Annotated in this window: 15 protein-coding genes; 11 read left to right on the forward strand and 4 right to left on the reverse strand. The window is 70.1% G+C overall.

Going from position 1 to position 17,215, the window contains the following annotated elements; genetic code table 11:
* The first annotated feature begins 97 nt into the window (after positions 1 to 97).
* Positions 98 to 592: a peptidoglycan-binding protein gene (locus AAME72_RS12965; RefSeq protein WP_348786966.1), complete on the forward strand. Its 495-nt coding sequence runs from the start codon at positions 98 to 100 to the stop codon at positions 590 to 592.
* 13 nt (positions 593 to 605) lie between these two features.
* Here AAME72_RS12965 and AAME72_RS12970 read toward each other — a convergent pair whose 3' ends face one another.
* From AAME72_RS12970 to AAME72_RS12980, 3 genes are all read right to left on the reverse strand, one after another.
* Positions 606 to 875, reverse strand: coding sequence for a hypothetical protein (locus AAME72_RS12970; protein ID WP_348786967.1), 270 nt, complete (start codon positions 873 to 875; stop codon positions 606 to 608).
* 60 nt (positions 876 to 935) lie between these two features.
* Complete coding sequence (locus AAME72_RS12975; protein ID WP_348786968.1) at positions 936 to 1,154, reverse strand: hypothetical protein; 219 nt, start codon at positions 1,152 to 1,154, stop codon at positions 936 to 938.
* A 145-nt stretch (positions 1,155 to 1,299) separates the two neighbouring features.
* Positions 1,300 to 1,770: an Hsp20/alpha crystallin family protein gene (locus AAME72_RS12980; protein WP_348786969.1), complete on the reverse strand. Its 471-nt coding sequence runs from the start codon at positions 1,768 to 1,770 to the stop codon at positions 1,300 to 1,302.
* Between the two features lie 124 nt (positions 1,771 to 1,894).
* Here AAME72_RS12980 and AAME72_RS12985 point away from each other — a divergent pair, with 124 nt between their 5' ends.
* From AAME72_RS12985 to AAME72_RS13020, 8 genes are all read left to right on the forward strand, one after another.
* Positions 1,895 to 2,176 (forward strand): MerR family transcriptional regulator, encoded by a 282-nt coding sequence (locus AAME72_RS12985; RefSeq protein WP_348786970.1) that lies wholly within the window; start codon positions 1,895 to 1,897, stop codon positions 2,174 to 2,176.
* A gap of 134 nt (positions 2,177 to 2,310) precedes the next feature.
* The gene (locus AAME72_RS12990) at positions 2,311 to 3,567 is read left to right on the forward strand and encodes an ABC transporter substrate-binding protein (protein ID WP_348786971.1); all 1,257 of its coding nucleotides are present in this window, start codon (positions 2,311 to 2,313) and stop codon (positions 3,565 to 3,567) included.
* Positions 3,564 to 4,508, forward strand: coding sequence for a sugar ABC transporter permease (locus AAME72_RS12995; protein WP_348786972.1), 945 nt, complete (start codon positions 3,564 to 3,566; stop codon positions 4,506 to 4,508). Before AAME72_RS12990 ends, AAME72_RS12995 begins: the two co-directional genes overlap by 4 nt.
* Positions 4,498 to 5,370, forward strand: coding sequence for a carbohydrate ABC transporter permease (locus tag AAME72_RS13000; RefSeq protein WP_348786973.1), 873 nt, complete (start codon positions 4,498 to 4,500; stop codon positions 5,368 to 5,370). The genes AAME72_RS12995 and AAME72_RS13000 overlap by 11 nt, the downstream gene beginning before the upstream one ends.
* Positions 5,367 to 6,704, forward strand: a complete 1,338-nt coding sequence (locus AAME72_RS13005; RefSeq protein WP_348786974.1) for a family 1 glycosylhydrolase — start codon at positions 5,367 to 5,369, stop codon at positions 6,702 to 6,704. Before AAME72_RS13000 ends, AAME72_RS13005 begins: the two co-directional genes overlap by 4 nt.
* Positions 6,705 to 8,546, forward strand: a complete 1,842-nt coding sequence (locus AAME72_RS13010; RefSeq protein WP_348786975.1) for a sugar-binding domain-containing protein — start codon at positions 6,705 to 6,707, stop codon at positions 8,544 to 8,546.
* 58 nt (positions 8,547 to 8,604) lie between these two features.
* Positions 8,605 to 9,684 (forward strand): LacI family DNA-binding transcriptional regulator, encoded by a 1,080-nt coding sequence (locus AAME72_RS13015; protein WP_348786976.1) that lies wholly within the window; start codon positions 8,605 to 8,607, stop codon positions 9,682 to 9,684.
* A 167-nt stretch (positions 9,685 to 9,851) separates the two neighbouring features.
* Positions 9,852 to 11,765, forward strand: a complete 1,914-nt coding sequence (locus AAME72_RS13020) for an arabinofuranosidase catalytic domain-containing protein (RefSeq protein WP_348786977.1) — start codon at positions 9,852 to 9,854, stop codon at positions 11,763 to 11,765.
* Between the two features lie 61 nt (positions 11,766 to 11,826).
* Here AAME72_RS13020 and AAME72_RS13025 read toward each other — a convergent pair whose 3' ends face one another.
* On the reverse strand, positions 11,827 to 14,712 hold the full coding sequence (locus AAME72_RS13025; protein WP_348786978.1) for an alkaline phosphatase family protein: 2,886 nt from the start codon (positions 14,710 to 14,712) through the stop codon (positions 11,827 to 11,829).
* Positions 14,713 to 14,974: 262 nt separating this feature from the next.
* Here AAME72_RS13025 and AAME72_RS13030 point away from each other — a divergent pair, with 262 nt between their 5' ends.
* Both AAME72_RS13030 and AAME72_RS13035 read left to right on the forward strand, forming a co-directional pair.
* Complete coding sequence (locus AAME72_RS13030) at positions 14,975 to 15,520, forward strand: PadR family transcriptional regulator (RefSeq protein WP_348786979.1); 546 nt, start codon at positions 14,975 to 14,977, stop codon at positions 15,518 to 15,520.
* Between the two features lie 5 nt (positions 15,521 to 15,525).
* Complete coding sequence (locus AAME72_RS13035; RefSeq protein ID WP_348786980.1) at positions 15,526 to 17,208, forward strand: AarF/UbiB family protein; 1,683 nt, start codon at positions 15,526 to 15,528, stop codon at positions 17,206 to 17,208.
* Positions 17,209 to 17,215 lie beyond the last annotated feature (7 nt).

Raw genomic sequence — 17,215 nt, forward strand, 5'->3', positions numbered from 1 at the left:
GGTGTGACCCGCGCGTATTGCCGCGAAGCGTGCGGTCTGCGACACTGCGGGCGTGCGCGCACGCGTACGCGTTTCGGGGTGGAGAGAGGGGACCATCATGTCGAATCCTGGGCAGCCGACCGTCCAGCAGGGCGACCACGGAGACGTCGTCAAGCGGGTGCAGCGGGCGCTGCGGCGCACGCCCGACCCGGACATCGTCGTCGACGGGATCTTCGGGCCACGGACGCGCGCGGCCGTCGTCGCGTTCCAGCAGGGTGCCGGCCTGACGCCGGACGGGATCGTCGGGCCGCACACCTGGGCCGCTCTGCCCGACGGTGGGCCGATGCCCGTGCTGAGCGAAGGGTCGCGCGGACCGGTCGTGTCGAGCCTCCAGACCGTCCTCACCAACGGCGCCGACCAGTGGGGCGGCGTCACGCCGCAGGGAGTGGACGGCATCTTCGGGCCGCACACCCGTGCGGCCGTCGAGGCGTTCCAGCGCTGGGCGCACGTGGCGGTGGACGGTGTGGTCGGCGACCAGACCTGGGGTGTCCCGCTGCACGCCGCCGGCGCGACGCTGGAGAGTGCCGTCGGGCTGCAGTACGTCGTCTCGTGACGCACTGGGCCGCTCAGCCGCCGGGATGCGGGTTCGGCGGGCCGTCCCAGTAGCCGCGCACCGCGTTGTTGTCCCACAGCACGAGCTCGTCTGCGCGCTCCAGGGACTCGCAGACCGACATCAGCCGGCGCTGGCCGGGGTCGAGGTCCCAGCGGATCACGAGGTACTGGTCGCGCCCGCGTTTGTCGGTGTAGCGGCGGATGACCGCCTTCGGGAGGACGGCGTCGTCGCGCATCACCAGCCAGGTGTCCCTGTCGTAGCGGATGGGCTTGGGGCGCGTCACACTTTCATTAGAACATATGTTCGAATCGACGGCGCTCCCGGATCTGGCGGTCGCTACCGGTCAGAGTGTCAGGTCGAGGGCGTCCACGACGGTGGTGATGGCCGGACTCGCCGCCTCCAGGAGCAGCGCGCCGCAGGCGAGGAACAGCACCGCAAGGCCGGTGCCCGAGGCGAGGAGCGCTGCACCGAGGCGCAGCATCGGCAGGTGCGGGCGGAGCCGGTCGGCGATGCCGGCGCGTGCGGGGGTGCTGAGGGAGGGGCGAAGGCTGAAGCTTGTCATCTCGGTGGGGTCAGGGGTCGATCGGAGGAGGAACGTGCGGCGGCCGCCGCCGGGCCCTGGCGGCGGCCGCGATCGGCTCGTCGGCAGTGCTGCCGCCCGCATCATGCGGTCCGGCCTGCCACGGGAGCCGTGGTGGGTGCGTCGGTCAGGCGGTGACGGACTTCTGCGACGAGTCCGGCGCGGAGCCGACGCGGTGCGACGCGTCGACCCGGTGCGACGCGTCGGCCGCCGAGCCGACCGCGATCTTGCGCGGCTTGGCCCGCTCGGCGATCGGGATGACCACACTCAGCACGCCGCCGTCGTAGGTCGCGTCGATGCCGTCCGCGTCGACATCGTTGCCGATCGTGAACTGCCGGAGGTAGCTGCCGTGCGGGCGTTCCTGCACGAGCCAGCGCCGCTCATCCCGCTCGCCCGCGGAACGGTGCGCGCGGATGGTCAGCAGGTGGCCGTCCACGTCGACGTCGATCGATCCCGGGTCGACGCCCGGGAGGTCGGCGTTCAGGATGTAGCGGTCGCCATCCCGGATCAGGTCGATCGGCATGGTGCGCGGCTGGTTGCTGGTGTCGAAGATGCTCTGTGCGATGCGATCCAGCTGGCTGAAAGGATCGAACGACATGGCCATATCTGAACTTCCTTCCTGTCGAATGATGGATGCGTCTGCAGATAATCTGCATCGCGTACTACAGATTATGTACACCCAACGTTGACAGGATGCAAGTCGGTCCCGCACACTTTTCAGCATGGATCGACGCTCCGGAGCCACCCCCGTCTACAGCATCGCCGTCGCCGCGGAGCTGGCGGGGCTCGCCCCGGCGACGCTGCGGCTGTACGAGGAGAAGGGTCTGGTGACCCCGTCGCGCACGGACGGCGGCACGCGCAGGTACTCCGACGACGACATCGCGACGATCCAGGAGGTCGCCCGCCTGCAGGAGGACGGCGTCAACCTCGCCGGCGTCGGCCACGTGCTGCGCCTGCAGCACGAGAACGACGCGCTGCGTCGCCGGATCGACGAGACGGAATAGCCCGGGTCTCGGGCGTAGCGCGAACGGGGGCGGCGCGCGCGATTGCGTTCCGATCGCGTTCGCGCTTAGTATCTGCTTTAACGATGAAGCATCGCATCCGAACATCGTCTGTCATCGCTCAAGGGAGAGTCCCCATGCATTTCAAGAAACAGCTCGCCGCCGTCGCCGTCGTGGCTGCGGTCGGCCTCGTCGCCACCGGTTGCTCGGGTGGAGGCACATCGTCGAGCGGCCCGGTCGAACTGACCGTCTGGACCGGCTTCACCGGCGGCGACGCCCCCGGCTACGAGCAGATCGTCAAGGACTTCAACGCCTCGCAGAAGCACATCACGGTGACCATGTCGGCCGAGCCGTGGGACACCATCCAGCAGAAGCTGCCCTCCGCGTGGATGACCGGGCAGGGGCCGGACATCGCGGCCCCGTCGTCCGATCCGAACGTGATCGCGCAGTACGTCAAGACGAAGTCGGTGCTGCCGATCACCCTCACCGGCGACGGGGACGCGAAGATCAACAGCAGCGAGTTCGCTCCGGCCCTCGTCGACGAGTTCACCTACGACAAGAAGCTCTACGCGGTGCCCGCGAACTTCGCGACGCTCAGCCTCTACTACAACAAGAAGCTGTTCACCGCGGCCGGGGTGACACCGCCGAAGACCGTCGCCGAGCTGCAGGACGCGGCGAAGAAGCTGACCAAGAACGGCACCTACGGTCTGGTCCTCGCCGACAACAACACCATCCAGATGTGGCCGGTGCTGCAGTGGCTCTCCGGCGGCGACATCGTGGACCAGAAGAACTGCAGCGTCCTCTCCACCAGCGCCGGCCGGGACAGCCTCCAGCCGTGGGTGGACCTGGTCAGCAAGGACAAGATCTCGCCCGTCGGTCTCACCGGCGCCGAGGCCGACGCCCTGTTCTCCGCGGGCAAGGCCGCGATGGAGATCAACGGCCCGTGGGCCGCGCCCGGCTACAAGAAGGCGGGCATCGATCTCGGCATCGTGACCGTGCCGGTGGACGTCGACGGCAAGCCCGTCACCCTCGGCTCGACCGCGCCGCTGGCCATCTCGGCCAAGACGAAGCACCCGCAGGAGGCGCAGCAGTTCCTCGCCTACTGGACAGGGAAGACCGCGCAGAAGAAGTTCTCGCTCTCCACCGGCTTCCCGTCCCTGCGGACCGATCTGACGGACGACCCCGAGCTGAAGGCCGACCCGGTGGTCTCGGTGTTCTCGTCGCAGGCGCCGACCTCCCGGCTCTACCTGCCCCAGGTGCCCAACGCCACGCAGGTCGACTCGGACGCCTACGTCCCCATGATCGGCAGCCTCACCCGCGGCACCTCGCTGAACGACGGCGCCGACACGGCGACGAAGAAGATCGACGAGCTCACGGGCTGCTCCGCCAAATGACCGTACTGACGAAGGTCCGGGAGCCGCACGGCGGCTCCCGGACCGGGGTCCAGCGCCAGGAGCGCGGCCGCCGCCGTCGCTTCCGGCTCACCCCTGCACTCCTGTTCCTCGCCCCCAGCTTCCTCATCCTCGGGGTGTTCGTCCTCTGGCCGATCCTCGTCTCGTTCTGGTACAGCCTCCACGACTGGACGATCGGCGCCGACGTGCAGCCGTTCGTCGGCCTCGGCAACTACATCGCGCTCGCGCAGAACCCGCAGTTCTGGGGCGCGCTGCTGCACACGGTGCTGATCACCGTGGTCTCGGTCGCCGGCATCGTCGTGCTCGGCCTGGCGCTCGCCCTCGCGCTCGCCAAGGACGGCCTCGGCACCCGGATGATCCGGTCCGCCTTCTTCTTCCCGACGGTGGTGTCGCTGACCTCCATCGGCCTGGTCTGGCGGTTCCTGCTCGACCCCGAGCTCGGTGTCGTCGGCGCGATCACCTCGGCGCTCGGCCTCGGCAACGTCGGGTTCCTGCAGTCGCCGCAGCTGGCGCTGCCGACGATCATCTTCGTGAACATCTGGAAGAACGCCGGCTTCGTCATGATCATCCTCATCGCGGGGCTCAAGGGCATCCCCGGCGAGCGCTACGAGGCCGCGCGTCTCGACGGAGCCGGATCGTGGGCGCTGCTGCGCTACGTCACGCTGCCGGCGCTGCGGCCGACGCTGCTGTTCGGCACGCTCATCATGACCATCCAGTCGTTCCAGCTCTTCGACCTGGTCTACGTGATGACCGGGGGAGGACCGCTGTTCTCCACCGACACCCTGGTCACGCTGCTGTTCCGCGAAGGATTCGTGAACTTCCACACCGGATACGCGGCGGCCATCTCCTGGGTGCTGTTCCTGGTGATCGTCGTGATCTCCGCCCTCCAACTCAGAATCTTCAGGTACAACGATGTCGACTGACGCACTCCGCCGGCCAACGCGCCGGGCCGCCGCCCGACGGGAGGGCGCGTCCACCGCCACGACGGTCTCCAAATGGGTCTTCGTCGGCGTCGGGCTCGTCTTCGCCCTCGTGCCGTTCATCTGGATGCTGTCGACGTCGTTCCGCACGGAGCGCGATCTGTTCGGCAACCCCGCGAGCCTCCTCCCGACCGAGTGGACGCTGCACGGCTATCAGGGGATCTGGGAGCAGCTGCCGTTCCTTCTGCTGGTGTTCAACACGATCGTGTTCGCCGGCATCACGACGGTGCTCACGCTGCTGTTCGACTCGATGTGCGCGTACGCGCTCGCCCGGATCGACTTCCGCGGCAGAACGCTCGCGTTCTGGCTCGTGCTGGTCACGCTGATGGTGCCGTTCCAGGTGACCCTCATCCCGGTCTTCGTCGAGCTGTTCCACCTGCAGTGGCTGAACACCTACCAGGGCCTGATCATCCCGCGGGCGACCAGCGCGTTCGGAATCTTCCTCTTCCGGCAGTTCTTCGTCTCGATCCCACGGGAGCTGGACGAGGCGGCCCGCATCGACGGCGCCGGGCACTTCCGCATCTACTGGAAGATCATCCTGCCGCTGGCCAAACCGGCGATCGCGACGGTGGCCGTCCTCAACTTCACCGCTCTCTGGAACGACCTGCTCTGGCCGCTCGTGGTCACGAGCACCCCGGAGATGCGGACGCTTCCCGCGGGGCTCGCCTTGTTCGGCGGCCAGCACGTGACCGACCATGCGGTGCTGATGGCCGGAGCGGTGATCTCGCTCCTGCCCATCGCGATCGCGTTCTTCCTCGCCCAGCGATACTTCGTCGCGGGCGTCGCAACGACAGGACTCAAGTGACCAGACACATCGACGGATTCCCCCACGACCGCCTGCGCTGGCTGATCGGCATCGAGGACACCTGCGTCTACCCGGCGCCGGGCTCGACCATGGGACCGCTGAACGAGTTCGAGCTCACCGCGCACGACGCGCACTGGCGCGAGGACATCCAGACGGCGGCCGCGCTGGGCGCGACCGGCCTGCGCTACGGCGTCAGCTGGCCGCTCGTGCACGTGGCGCCCGGCCGCTTCGACTGGAGCAGGCTCGACGAGCGCATCGGATACGCCGTGCAGGAGCTGGGCCTCACCGTGATCGCCGATCTCGTGCACTACGGAACGCCGACCTGGCTGCCCGGCTCCTTCGTCGACCCGGGTTTCCCGCAGGCTCTGGAGGAGTTCACCGCCGCCTTCGCCGAACGCTATCGCGGACTGGTCGACCACATCACCCCGCTCAACGAACCGCTGACGACGGCCTCCTTCTGCGGCCTGCGCGGCGTCTGGCCGCCGGCGCTCACCGGGTGGACGGGCTGGACGGCGGTGGTGCTCGGCATCGCCGACGGCGTCCAGCGCTCGATCGCCGCCGCGCGCAGAGCGAACCCGGACGCGGTGATCGTGCACGTGGAGGCGTCGACGATCTACGAGACGACCGACGACGCGCTCGCCGCGGAGGTCGAGCTGCTGCGCTCGCTCGCGACGCTGCCCACCGACCTCGTGCTCGGGCGCGTGGACGAACGGCATCCGCAGCACGGCTGGCTGCTCGAGCACGGGGCGCCCGCCGAGCAGCTCGCGGGGCTGACCGCCGGCGCCGCCGAGGTGGACCTGATGGGGGTCAACTACTACCCGGATCTCACCCCGCGCATCCTGGAGCGTGCCGGCGGCACCGTGCGGCAGGTGACGGCGAACCGCTGGGCGGAGGGCCTCGACGCCGTGCTCCGCGCCTGGGGGGAGCGCTACGGGATGCCGATGCTGGTCACCGAGACGAGCATCGAAGGTCCGGAGCAGGTCCGCCGGGACTGGGTGGATGCCGCCACCGCGACGGTCCGCCGGCTGCACGCCGACGGGATGGACGTGCGCGGCCTCACCTGGTGGCCGCTGCTCGACTTCGTGGACTGGTCGTTCGCGTCGGGCGGCAGGAACGTGGAGGAGTTCGTGCTCGATCCGGAGACATCCAGCGACGCGACGGCGGAGACGTTCGCCGACACCGGGCGCGGCCTGACCCCCTTCTTCCGAAGAATGGGACTGATCGAGCTGACCGAGGAGCCGGACGGATCCCTCAGCCGCACCGCGACCGCGGCTGCGGGAGCCTTCCCGCGCGACGCGAGCACGGTTCCGACCCCGACGACGGGGGAGGTCTAGATGAGCGAGCGCACCCTGCCACGGGCGAGCGGTCTCGACGTCGCGCGGCCCCGGCCGCAGCTGCTGCGCATCCACTGGGCGGAGCTCGACGGGACGTGGGGCTTCGCGCACGACGACCTGGAGGTCGGTGAGCGCGAGGGCTGGTACCGGCCGGAGCACCGGCTGCCCGGCGCCATCACGGTGCCGTTCCCTCCGGAGAGCGCGGCGTCCGGCGTCGCCGACGACCGTTTCCACGACGTGGTCTGGTATCAGCGCGAGATCCCCTGGGAGACCGTGCGGGAGGCCGGGCTGTCCGAGGAGCGCCCGCGGCTGCACCTGCGCTTCGGCGCCGTCGACTACCGCGCGCGGGTCTGGGTCGGCGGCCGGCTCGTCGGCGAGCACGAGGGCGGCCACGTGCCGTTCGGCTTCGACATCACGGACGCGGTCGTCCCCGGAGAGCCCGTGCATGTCGCCGTCCGCGCGGAGGACCGTGCGGCGGACGTCGAGCAGCCGCGCGGAAAACAGGACTGGCAGGAGGACGCGCACGTCATCTGGTATCGCCGGACGACTGGGATCTGGCAGCCGGTCTGGCTGGAGGCAACGCCGGAGCAGCACGTCGAAGGCGTGCACTTCACGGCCGAGATCGAGCGCGGGGCGGTCTCGTACGAGATCTCCCTGAGCAGGCCGCCGGCGTCGGGAACGCGCTGCCGCATCCGCCTGCTCCTCGGCGAGGAGACGATCGGCGAGGCCTCGGCGGTCGTGACCACCCAGCGCCACGCCGGGAGCGTCGTGGTGCCCCGGCTGCTGAACGGGCAGGACCGGGAGAGGCTGCTCTGGTCGCCGGAGTCGCCGCAGCTCGTCGACGCCATCGTCACGGTGGAACACGAGGGCGCGCCGGCCGACAGCGTCGCGAGCTATCTCGGCCTCCGTACGACGGGGGTGCGCGACGGCGCCTTCGTGCTCAACGGGTTCCCACGCGTGCTGCGCTCCGTGCTCAGCCAGGGGTACTGGCCGCAGTCGCATCTCGCCGCACCGAGTGAGGCCGCGCTGCGGGAGGAGGTGGAGCTGATCCTGGCGCTCGGCTTCGACTCCGCGCGGGTGCACCAGAAGATCGAGGACCCCCGCTTCCTGTACTGGGCCGATCGGCTCGGTCTGATGCTCTGGGGCGAGGCGCCGGCGACCTACCGGTTCTCGGCCACGGCGGTGGAGCGGCTCAGCCGGGAGTGGCTCGCGGCACTGGAACGCGACCGGTCGCATCCCTGCATCGTCACCTGGGTCCCGATGAACGAGAGCTGGGGCATCCAGGATGTCGCCGTTGCGCCCGCGCAGCAGGCGTTCGCCCGTTCCCTCGTGGAGCTGACCAGGGCGGTCGACCCGACCAGGCCGGTCATCTCCAACGACGGCTGGGAGCATCTCGAGTCCGACATCCTGTCGGTGCACGACTACGATCACGACGCGGAGGCCGTCCGCGCGCGCTACCGCGACCGGGCTGCGGCCGACGCGCTGCGCGCGGGCACCGGTCCCGCCGGGCGCCGGATGGTGCTCACGGACACGCTGCGCTCCGACGCCCCGCTGATGCTCACCGAGTTCGGCGGCATCGAGTTCCACGCCGGCCGGTCCGAGGCGCCGGCGGACAGCTGGGGCTACTCGACGGCGAGCACGGCTGCGCAGTTCGAGGAGCGCCTCGGCGCCCTCTACGACGCCCTGCGCGGCAGCGCGGTGCTCGCCGGCACGTGCTACACGCAGCTCACCGACACGATGCAGGAGACGAACGGGCTGCTCACCGAGGAGAGGAGGCCGAAGCTGCCCGTGCCGGTGATCCGCGCGATCGTGCGTGGGCCGCAGGGCGCGGACCGCGACTGAGGGGATGAGCTACGGTAAGGATCACCCGGGATCGCCCGGGCGGAAGGGGAGTCGGCGCATGTCAGATCGGGGACGGGTGCGGCGCGTCACCCTCCGCGACATCGCCGACAAGGTCGGGGTGACCCCCTCCGCCGTCTCGATGGCCCTCGCCGGCAACCACCGCATCGGCGTCGAGACGCGCAAGGCCGTCCAGGCCGCAGCCGCGGAGCTCGGCTACGTCCCCAGCTCCGCCGCGCGGGCCCTGCGCAACCAGCACGCCGGCACGATCGCCCTGATCGTGCCGACGACGGCGACGCACGTGTTCGGGCACAGCTACTTCATGCACGTCCTCGAGGGGACGTCCTCGGTCGCGAACGAGCACGACGTGCAGCTGCTGGTGTCCACCAACCCGGACAACGAGCACGGGCTCGCCGCCTACGAGCGCGTGATGCGCTCCCACAGCGCCGACGGCGCGATCCTCACCAGCGCCGCGATCGACGACCCCACCGTCGAGCGGCTCATCGACAGCGGGCTGCCCGTGGTGATGATCGGCAGCTTCCCCTACCTCCCGTCGGCGGTCGCGGTCGGGGTCGACGACCGGTCGGCGTCCCGGACGATCACCGAGCACCTCATCACGGAGCACGGCCGAACGCGGCTGCTGCACATCTCCGGAACGCTCGACCACCAGACCGGCGTCGATCGCAGGGACGGTTTTCTCGACGCGGTGCGCGCGCACGGGATCGAGGCGGACGCGGTGATCGTGGAGGGCGACCTCAGCGAGGAGTCCGGCTCGGCCGCGATCGCGGCGCTCGGCGCCAGGATCGACGGCATCGACGGGCTGGTCGCGGCCAATGACGACATGGCCTTCGGCGCGCTGACGACACTGCGGGCGGCCTCGGTCTCGGTGCCGGGCGACATCGCGATCGCCGGGTTCGACGACTTCGGGCTCGCCAGGGTGACCACCCCGAGCCTGACCACCATCCGTGTCCCGGCGGAGCAGATGGCAAGGCTTGCCACGGCGCGGCTGTTCCAGCTGATGGAGGGCGAGGACGGCGGCTGGCAGCGGCATGTCGTCGACGTGCAGCTCGTGCTCCGCCAGTCCTGCGGGTGCCTCCCGCTGGACTCGACCGCCTCGGAGGCCGGCGTCCTGCCCGTCTGAGGGGAATGCGCGGCGGCCCTTCCCTTGGAGCCCTTCCGTCCTCTATGGTCTGTGCTGACGGGGATGCTCAATCGATAAAGCACGGAGAGAACACTCGCAACTTCTGGCATGCTGTAACGATTGAGCACCCGTCCCGATGCAATGACGCTCGAACGGAAGGACACCACGTGCACATCCAATCCCCACCGCTGCATCGCCGCGGCCTCGCGGCCGTCGTCGGCCTCATCGCCCTCGTGCTCGCACTCATCGTCGCGCCGCTGGCGGGACCGGCTCCCGCGGAGGCGGCGACCGACGGTCCCTGTGACATCTACGCGTCCGCGGGCACCCCGTGCGTCGCCGCCTATAGCCCGGCGCGAGCCCTCTACGCCTCCTACAACGGCCCGCTCTATCAGGTGAAGCGCGCCTCGGACGGGGCCACGAGGAACATCGGAGTGCTCGGCGCAGGCGGCTACGCCGATGCGGCGGCGCAGGACGCGTTCTGCGCTGGGACGAGCTGCGTCATCCCCGTCCTGTACGACCAGTCGGCGAACCACAACGACCTGACGCCCGCTCCCGCAGGCGAACAGGGCGCGGCCAATGCGCCCGCCGACGCCGCCGCCCTTCCGATCACCGTCGGCGGCGCGAAGGCATACGGCCTCTACCTGCCGCCGGGCGTCGCTTACCGCCGCTCCAGCAAGGTGACCGTCGGCACCGCACGCGGGGCCAGCCCGGAATCGATGTACGAGGTGGCGAGCGGCACGAACGTGAACAGCGCGTGCTGCTCCGACTTCGGCAATGTGGAGACCGACACGGTCGACACCGGTGCCGGTCACATGGACACTCTCAACCTGTCGACGCTCGGCGCTGTGGGCGCGACCGGACACGGCCCCTGGGTGCAGGCGGACCTCGAGGAGGGGGTCTTCCAGGGCAAGACGTTCGTCTGGACGCCGAATCAGGGCAACGCCTCCAAGTTCGTCACCGCGGTGCTGAAGAACAACGGCGTCGACACCTTCGCGCTGAAGGGCGGGAACTCCCAGTCCGGAGGGCTCTCCACCTGGTACAACGGGGCGCTTCCTGACGGCACCGACCGGTTCGGCAGCACCTGGAAGCCGATGAAGCTGGAGGGTTCGATCGGCCTCGGTGCCGGTGGAGACAACTCCAACCGCGGAACGCAGTCGTTCTTCGAGGGCGTGATGACCAGCGGCTACGCCACCGACGCGGCGGAGAACGCGGTCCAGGCGAACATCGTGGCGCAGCACTACGACGGCGTCAGCACCGGCGGCGGCCCCGGTAGGCAGATCGTCGGGCCGGGCGGCAAGTGCGTCGACGTCTCCGGCGACGACACCGGCGGCAACCTCGCCGTCGTCCAGCTCTGGGACTGCAAGACGCTCGCGGCGGACCAGCGCTGGACGGGCAGCGGGTTCGGCGACGGCACCCTCAACACGCTGGGCCGATGCCTCGACGTCGACGGCAACGTGACGACCCTCGGAACGGGCGTCGAACTCTACGACTGCAACGGCGTGCCCGGCCAGCAGTGGATCCCACAAGCGGACGGCTCCATCAAGAACCCCGCCTCGGGCCTCTGCCTCGACGCCCCGAACGGCAACACGGCAAACGGGACGCCGCTGCGGATCTGGACCTGCAACGGAGCGCCGGCGCAGAAGTTCCAGGTGACCACGCCGATCCTGCACCCCGTCGCCGGCGCGGCAGCGAAGTGCGTCGATGTGGCGGGCAACGACCTGAACGTCAACAACCAGCGTGTGCAGCTCTGGTCGTGCCAGAACGTGGTCACGGGCGCGCCCGGCGGGAACGCCGAGGCTCGCGATCAGCAGTGGACGTACGTACCCGGCGACCAGAGCGTGCGGACGATCGGACGCTGCCTCGACGTGATCGACAACGTCACGACCATGGGCGCGGGGGTGCAGCTGCACGACTGCAACGGCGTCGGCGGCCAGCATTGGGTGCCGCAGGCGAACGGCGCGATCCTGAACCCCGCATCCGGCTATTGCCTGGACGCCCCCAACGGGGCGACGGCCGATGGCACGGCTCTGCGGATCTGGGACTGCAACGGCGCGCCGGCGCAGACGTTCACCCTGAACTGAGCGGCAGCGGGCCCGGAGGACGACCTCCGGGCCCGCTGCGCTCAGTGCAGACGCTCCGGGCTCACTGCCCGTCGTCGTCGTGGTCGGTCGAGCCCGCCGGGATGCCGGGGACGTCGTCCGGGCCGTAGATCTTCGCGTCGCCCGGGTACGGCTTCGTCCAGTGCTGCGTCTGGTACCAGGTCCAGCGGTTCATCAGCTCCGGGTTGTCGTAGTCCGGGATGGCGGGGTGGCCGGCGGTGCCGGTGAAGTGCTGCTTGCCCGCCCACTTCTGCCACTCGGCCGCGACGGGCTTCTCCGCCGCGGGAACGGCCGCGGCGGCCGCCGCCTGGTCGTTCACCTTCTTCGCCGCATCACCGGTGAGCCCCAGCGTGTCGTAACCGCAGGACGGCTCCGTCACGACGCCCTCCGTGAGCGGCACCTGGTTGCGCACCGCGGTGTAGGGGGCGAGGTTCGGCGTGTTCGTGAACGCGTCCACCATCGGCGTCGCGGCGGCGACCTTCTGGTTCAGCGGCTGCGCGCCGAGGATCTGCTCGATCGTGCGCACCAGGCTGATCTGCGAGTAGTACGTGCTCACGGTCGTGCCGTGGACCGCGTACGGGCTGATCACCTGGATGGGCGAGCGGTGGCCGTCGACGTGGTCGGCGCCGTCCTGGGTGTCGTCCTCCGCGACGAAGATCGCCGAGTCCTTCCAGTAGCGCGAGTGCGAGATCTCGTCCACGATCTTCCCGACGGCGAGGTCGTTGTCGGCGACCTGCGCCTCCGGGTCGGCGGTGCCGCCGGTGTGGTCGCTCGAGAGCCACACCATGTTGAAGTTGGCGGGGCCGTTCTTCTCGAAATCCTGCTTCCAGGTCGAGTACCGGTAGATGTCCGGCACCGCGAGGTCGAACGGGGCGGCGTTCGGATCGGTGATCGCGTTCAGCGACGGGATGGCCGAGCTCGCGTGCAGCTGCAGCGACGGGGTGAACAACTGCGCCGGGTCGCCGCCCGCCATCGTGCCCTGCGCCGCGCAGTAGTACTGCTGCCAGGTCGCGCCGGCCGGCTTGCCCTCTCCGTACTCGAACTCGCCGAAGTTCTTGGCGGTCTTGCCCGCGGACTGGATGGACGTCCACAGGAAGCCGGAGCGCTGGTGGCCCAGCACGTCCTCCTCGGTGTCGTACGAGCGCGTGTACTCGCCGGCGCTGGTCTCGGTGTACGCGGGGTTGTCGCCCTGCATGAGCCAGTTGTGGCCCTCCGCCGAGTTGGTGCCGATGTCGTACGTGTTGTCGTAGAGGCCGAACTGGGTCGCGAGCGCGTGCTGGTTCGGCGTGATCTTCTGGCCGAACTGGGCGAGCGACGCGTCGCCGTTGCCCTGCTTCATGTCCCCGTACAGCTGGTCGTAGCTGCGGTTCTCCTTCACGAGCAGGAACACGTGCTTGATCGCCGATGGCTCGCCGATCCGGTTCGGGATGGCGACGAGATGCCCGTTCTCGCCCTGATCGCCCTGCGCCGGCTTGACCGAGTCGGCGGTCCAGCCGTTCTGCGCGAACACGGTCGCGGTGTCCTTCTGGATCTGCTTGTCGCTCGGCAGCGTGAAGCGGGTCAGCGACGCGGTCGTGGAGTGCGTGCCATGGCCGGTCGCCGGCGTCGTGCCCTGGCCCTTGTTGAACGTCAGGGCGGGACCGCGCGCGTCGATGCCGCGCGTGTTGGTGACGACGATCGAGTCGCCGACCGTCGCGACGTTCTCCGGGTAGTAGTCGGTCGGCAGGAGGCCGATGAAGCTCGCCGGGTCGCGCGGGTCCTTTGCGTCGACGCGGTACACCGCGATCGCGTTCGCGCGGCCGAGCGAGACGAGCAGGTGGTCGCCCTGTTTCGCGATGGCGGTCGGCTGGTAGCCGGTCTTCGACGACGACCACGGCTGCGTGGCGATGGTCTGCACGACCGAGCCGCGCTTGGTGTCGATCACGGAGACCGTGTCGCTGTTCGTGTTGGCGACGTACAGCGTCGTGCCGTCGACGAACTCGGCGGTCGGGTGTAGCTGCACGGGGATGGACGAGACCGGCGCGGACGGCTTCGCCGGGTCGATGACGCTCACCGTGCCGGTGGTGGACGTTCCGAGGTAGGTGTCGGCCGGCACCTGCGTGCCGTACGAGCCCATCGTGGCGTCGCCCGCGGCGGCCTGACGACCGCCCTCGTTCGAGACGTACAGTCTGCCGCCGACGAACTTCAGCTGGCGCGGCGCGATGCCGACCGGGAAGGTGTGCGTGATCGTGCCGGACGCCGGGTCGATCGCCACGACGATGTTCTGCCCGTTGGCCGCCGCATAGAGCGTCGAGCCGTCGGGGGAGAAGGTCATCCCGGCGGTCAGCGCCTCGAGACCCGCGGCCGTGTTCGGGATGCCGATCGTCGTCCCGGCGCCGAGGGAGCCGTCGGTGTTGAAGGGGTAGCGGACGATACCGGTCGCGACCGGGGCGTAGAGGTACTTCCCGTCCGGTGAGAAGACGGGGCCCTCCTGGCCGACCGTGCCGTCCGCGATCTTCAGGTACGACATGTTCGCGAACCCGGCGTTCGCCGCGGCCGTCGCGAAGGCGGCGGGCGCGAGCGTGCCCGCCGCGGCGACCGGGCGGTAGGTGCTGAGGTCGAACACCTGCAGGTCGACCGAGCGGTCGGTGCTGGTCCCGACGACGAAACGGCCGTCCGGGCTGACGACGGAGGCCATCAGCTTGCCGAACGGCGTCATCAGGCGGTCGCCGATCGGCTTGATCATCTGGTCGGAGGAGATCTGCTCCCCGCCAGCGTACTGACTGCCCACCTGGTGGTCGTCGAACGCGAGGGTGGAGGCGGTGGCGATGCCGCCGCCGACCAGGGCGAGCGCGCACCCGGCGCCGATGGCGATGAGGCGCCGGCCGGGGGAGAAGGAGGAGAGGAAGCGCTTGCCCGATGGTGAGCGCCGGGGGGTCTTGCCGTGCATTTCACGTACCTTTCGAGGTCGGTGACTGCGGCCGGTCGGGGCCGCATTCCCGACCCTGGCGTGACCCCCGAGAGGGGGTCAACCAAATGGTTCATGAACGGGCGCTTACCTTGGGGATTTCTGGGCGTGTCCTCTGAGAACCGCTTCAGAAAGGTTGCGCGACGGGTTTCTGAAGGCCACCTTCCGACATCCTGTGGGCACTAGCCGAGGCACGCTCGGCGATATATCGTCGAGTATCGTCGAGAACTCCTAGGAGGACATCATGGCCAGCACATTCTCCGCCGGCGGCTTCGGGCCCGGCCCAGCACCCGAGAGCATCTGGCAGGCCTTCGACCAGCTGCGCTCCACCTTCGAGAAGCGCGTCGGGGGCCGGATGGGCCGCGGCGATGTGCGCGCCGCCGTGCTCGTGCTGCTCGCCGAGAAGCCCATGCACGGCTACCAGATCATCCGCGAGATCGAGGACCGCAGCGGCGGCAGCTGGAAGCCGAGCGCCGGCTCCGTCTATCCGACGCTGCAGCTGCTCGCCGACGAGGGCCTGATCACGGCCGAGGAGGCGAACGGGCGCAAGACCTATGCGTTGACCGAGGCGGGCCGCGCCGAGGCGGAGGAAGCCGGGCCCGCGCCGTGGGAGTCCACGGGCGGCGCGACGGACGGCAGCGGCTTCGGTCCGCTGCCGAAGGCCGGGATCGAGCTCGCGCAGGCGGTCGCGCAGGTGCGCCGCACCGGGACGCCGGAGCAGGTCACGCAGGCGACAGCGGTGCTCGAAGAGGCCAGGCGCCGGCTCTACTCGATCCTCGCGCAGGACTGAAGCGGGTGGCGTCGCCCGACGCGGCCGGCACCCGCGCGCGCTACCGACGCATCCTGCGCTTCGCGGGGTGGCAGCTGACCGTCGCATGGTGGTTCGAGCTGTTCCTGCCCCGAATCGGGCTCGCCCGGCTGGCCGCGCGCGGCCGGTCGGAGCGGATGCGGCGGTTCGCCCAGCGCTTCCACGCGCTCGCGGTCGAGCTCGGCGGCCTGATGATCAAGGTGGGGCAGTTCATGTCGTCGCGGCTGGACGTGCTGCCGCCGGAGATCACGGCGGAGCTCGAGGGGCTGCAGGACGAGGTGCCTCCGGTGCCGTTCGCCGCGATCCGGGCGCTGGCCGAGGCGGAGCTGGGCGTGCCTCTCGAGCGCGCCTTCGCGGCCGTGGACGAGACGCCGGTCGCCGCCGCCTCCCTCGGCCAGGCGCACCGCGCACGGCTCGCGCCGGCCGAGGCCGCCGAGACCGGGCTGGAGGCGGTGGTCGTCAAAGTGCAGCGGCCTGGCATCGACGCGATCGTGGATGTCGACCTCGCCGCGCTCCGCAAGGTGGGCGGCTGGCTCAGCCGGGTCCGCCTGGTCGCCGACCGCGTGGACATGCCCGCGCTGGTGGAGGAGTTCGCGCAGACGAGCCTGCAGGAGATCGACTACCTGCACGAGGGCGCGAACGCCGAGCGGTTCGCCGCGGACTTCGCCGCCGACGAGCGCGTCGCCGTGCCGGAGGTGGTGTGGGAGCGGACGACGCGGCGCGTCCTGACGCTGCAGGACGTCACGGCGATCAAGGTGACCGACGCGACGGCGCTGCGGGCGGCGGGCATCGACCCGGCCGAGGTCGCTCCGGTGTTCGCTGCGGTGATGTTCGACCAGCTGTTCTCGAACGGCTACTTCCACGCCGACCCGCACCCCGGCAACATCTTCGTCACTCCGATCGAGGGCGACGCGGCAGGGCATCCGTGGAGGCTCACCTTCATCGACTTCGGGATGATGGGGGAGGTGCCCTCCGGCCTCCGCGGCGGCCTGCGCACGCTGCTGATCGCGGCGGCCGCGCGGGATGGCAAGGGCCTCGTGAACGCGATGCTCGACGTCGGCGTGCTGCTGCCCTCGGCCGACACCTCGGAGCTGGAGCGGGCGATGACGCACCTGTTCGCGCGCTTCGGCGGGATGGGGTTCGCCGAGCTGCGCGAGGTGGACCCGCGCGAGTTCCGGGCCTTCGCCGCGCAGTTCGGCGACGTCGTGCGGTCGCTGCCGTTCCAGCTGCCGGAGGACTTCCTGCTGATCGTGCGGGCGATGTCCCTGACCTCCGGCGTGTGCAGCGCGCTCGATCCCGGCTTCAACCTCTGGGACTCGGTGGAGCCGTACGCGGCGCAGCTGCTGCGCGAGGAGCGCGGCGACCTGCTGCAGGACGTCGGAAAGCAGGCGCTGGAGATCGCCGGGATCGCGTGGCGGCTGCCGAAGCGGGTGGACGAGCTCGTCACCCGGGTCCAGGACGGCGACATCGCCGTCTCCAGCCCGCGCCTGGAACGCCGCATCGCCCGGCTGGAGCGGGGGACCCGCCGGCTGATCGGGGCGGTGCTGTTCGGAGCGCTGCTGATCGCCGGCGCGATCGTGCGCGCCGAGGATGTCGTGTTCGGCACGGTGCTGATGGCGGCCTCCGTCGTCCCGCTCCTCTACACGCTCGCGGGCGGTCGGCGCGGCTGAGCGTGTT

It is taken from the genome of Leifsonia sp. NPDC080035 (assembly GCF_040050925.1).
Classification (GTDB): domain Bacteria; phylum Actinomycetota; class Actinomycetes; order Actinomycetales; family Microbacteriaceae; genus Leifsonia.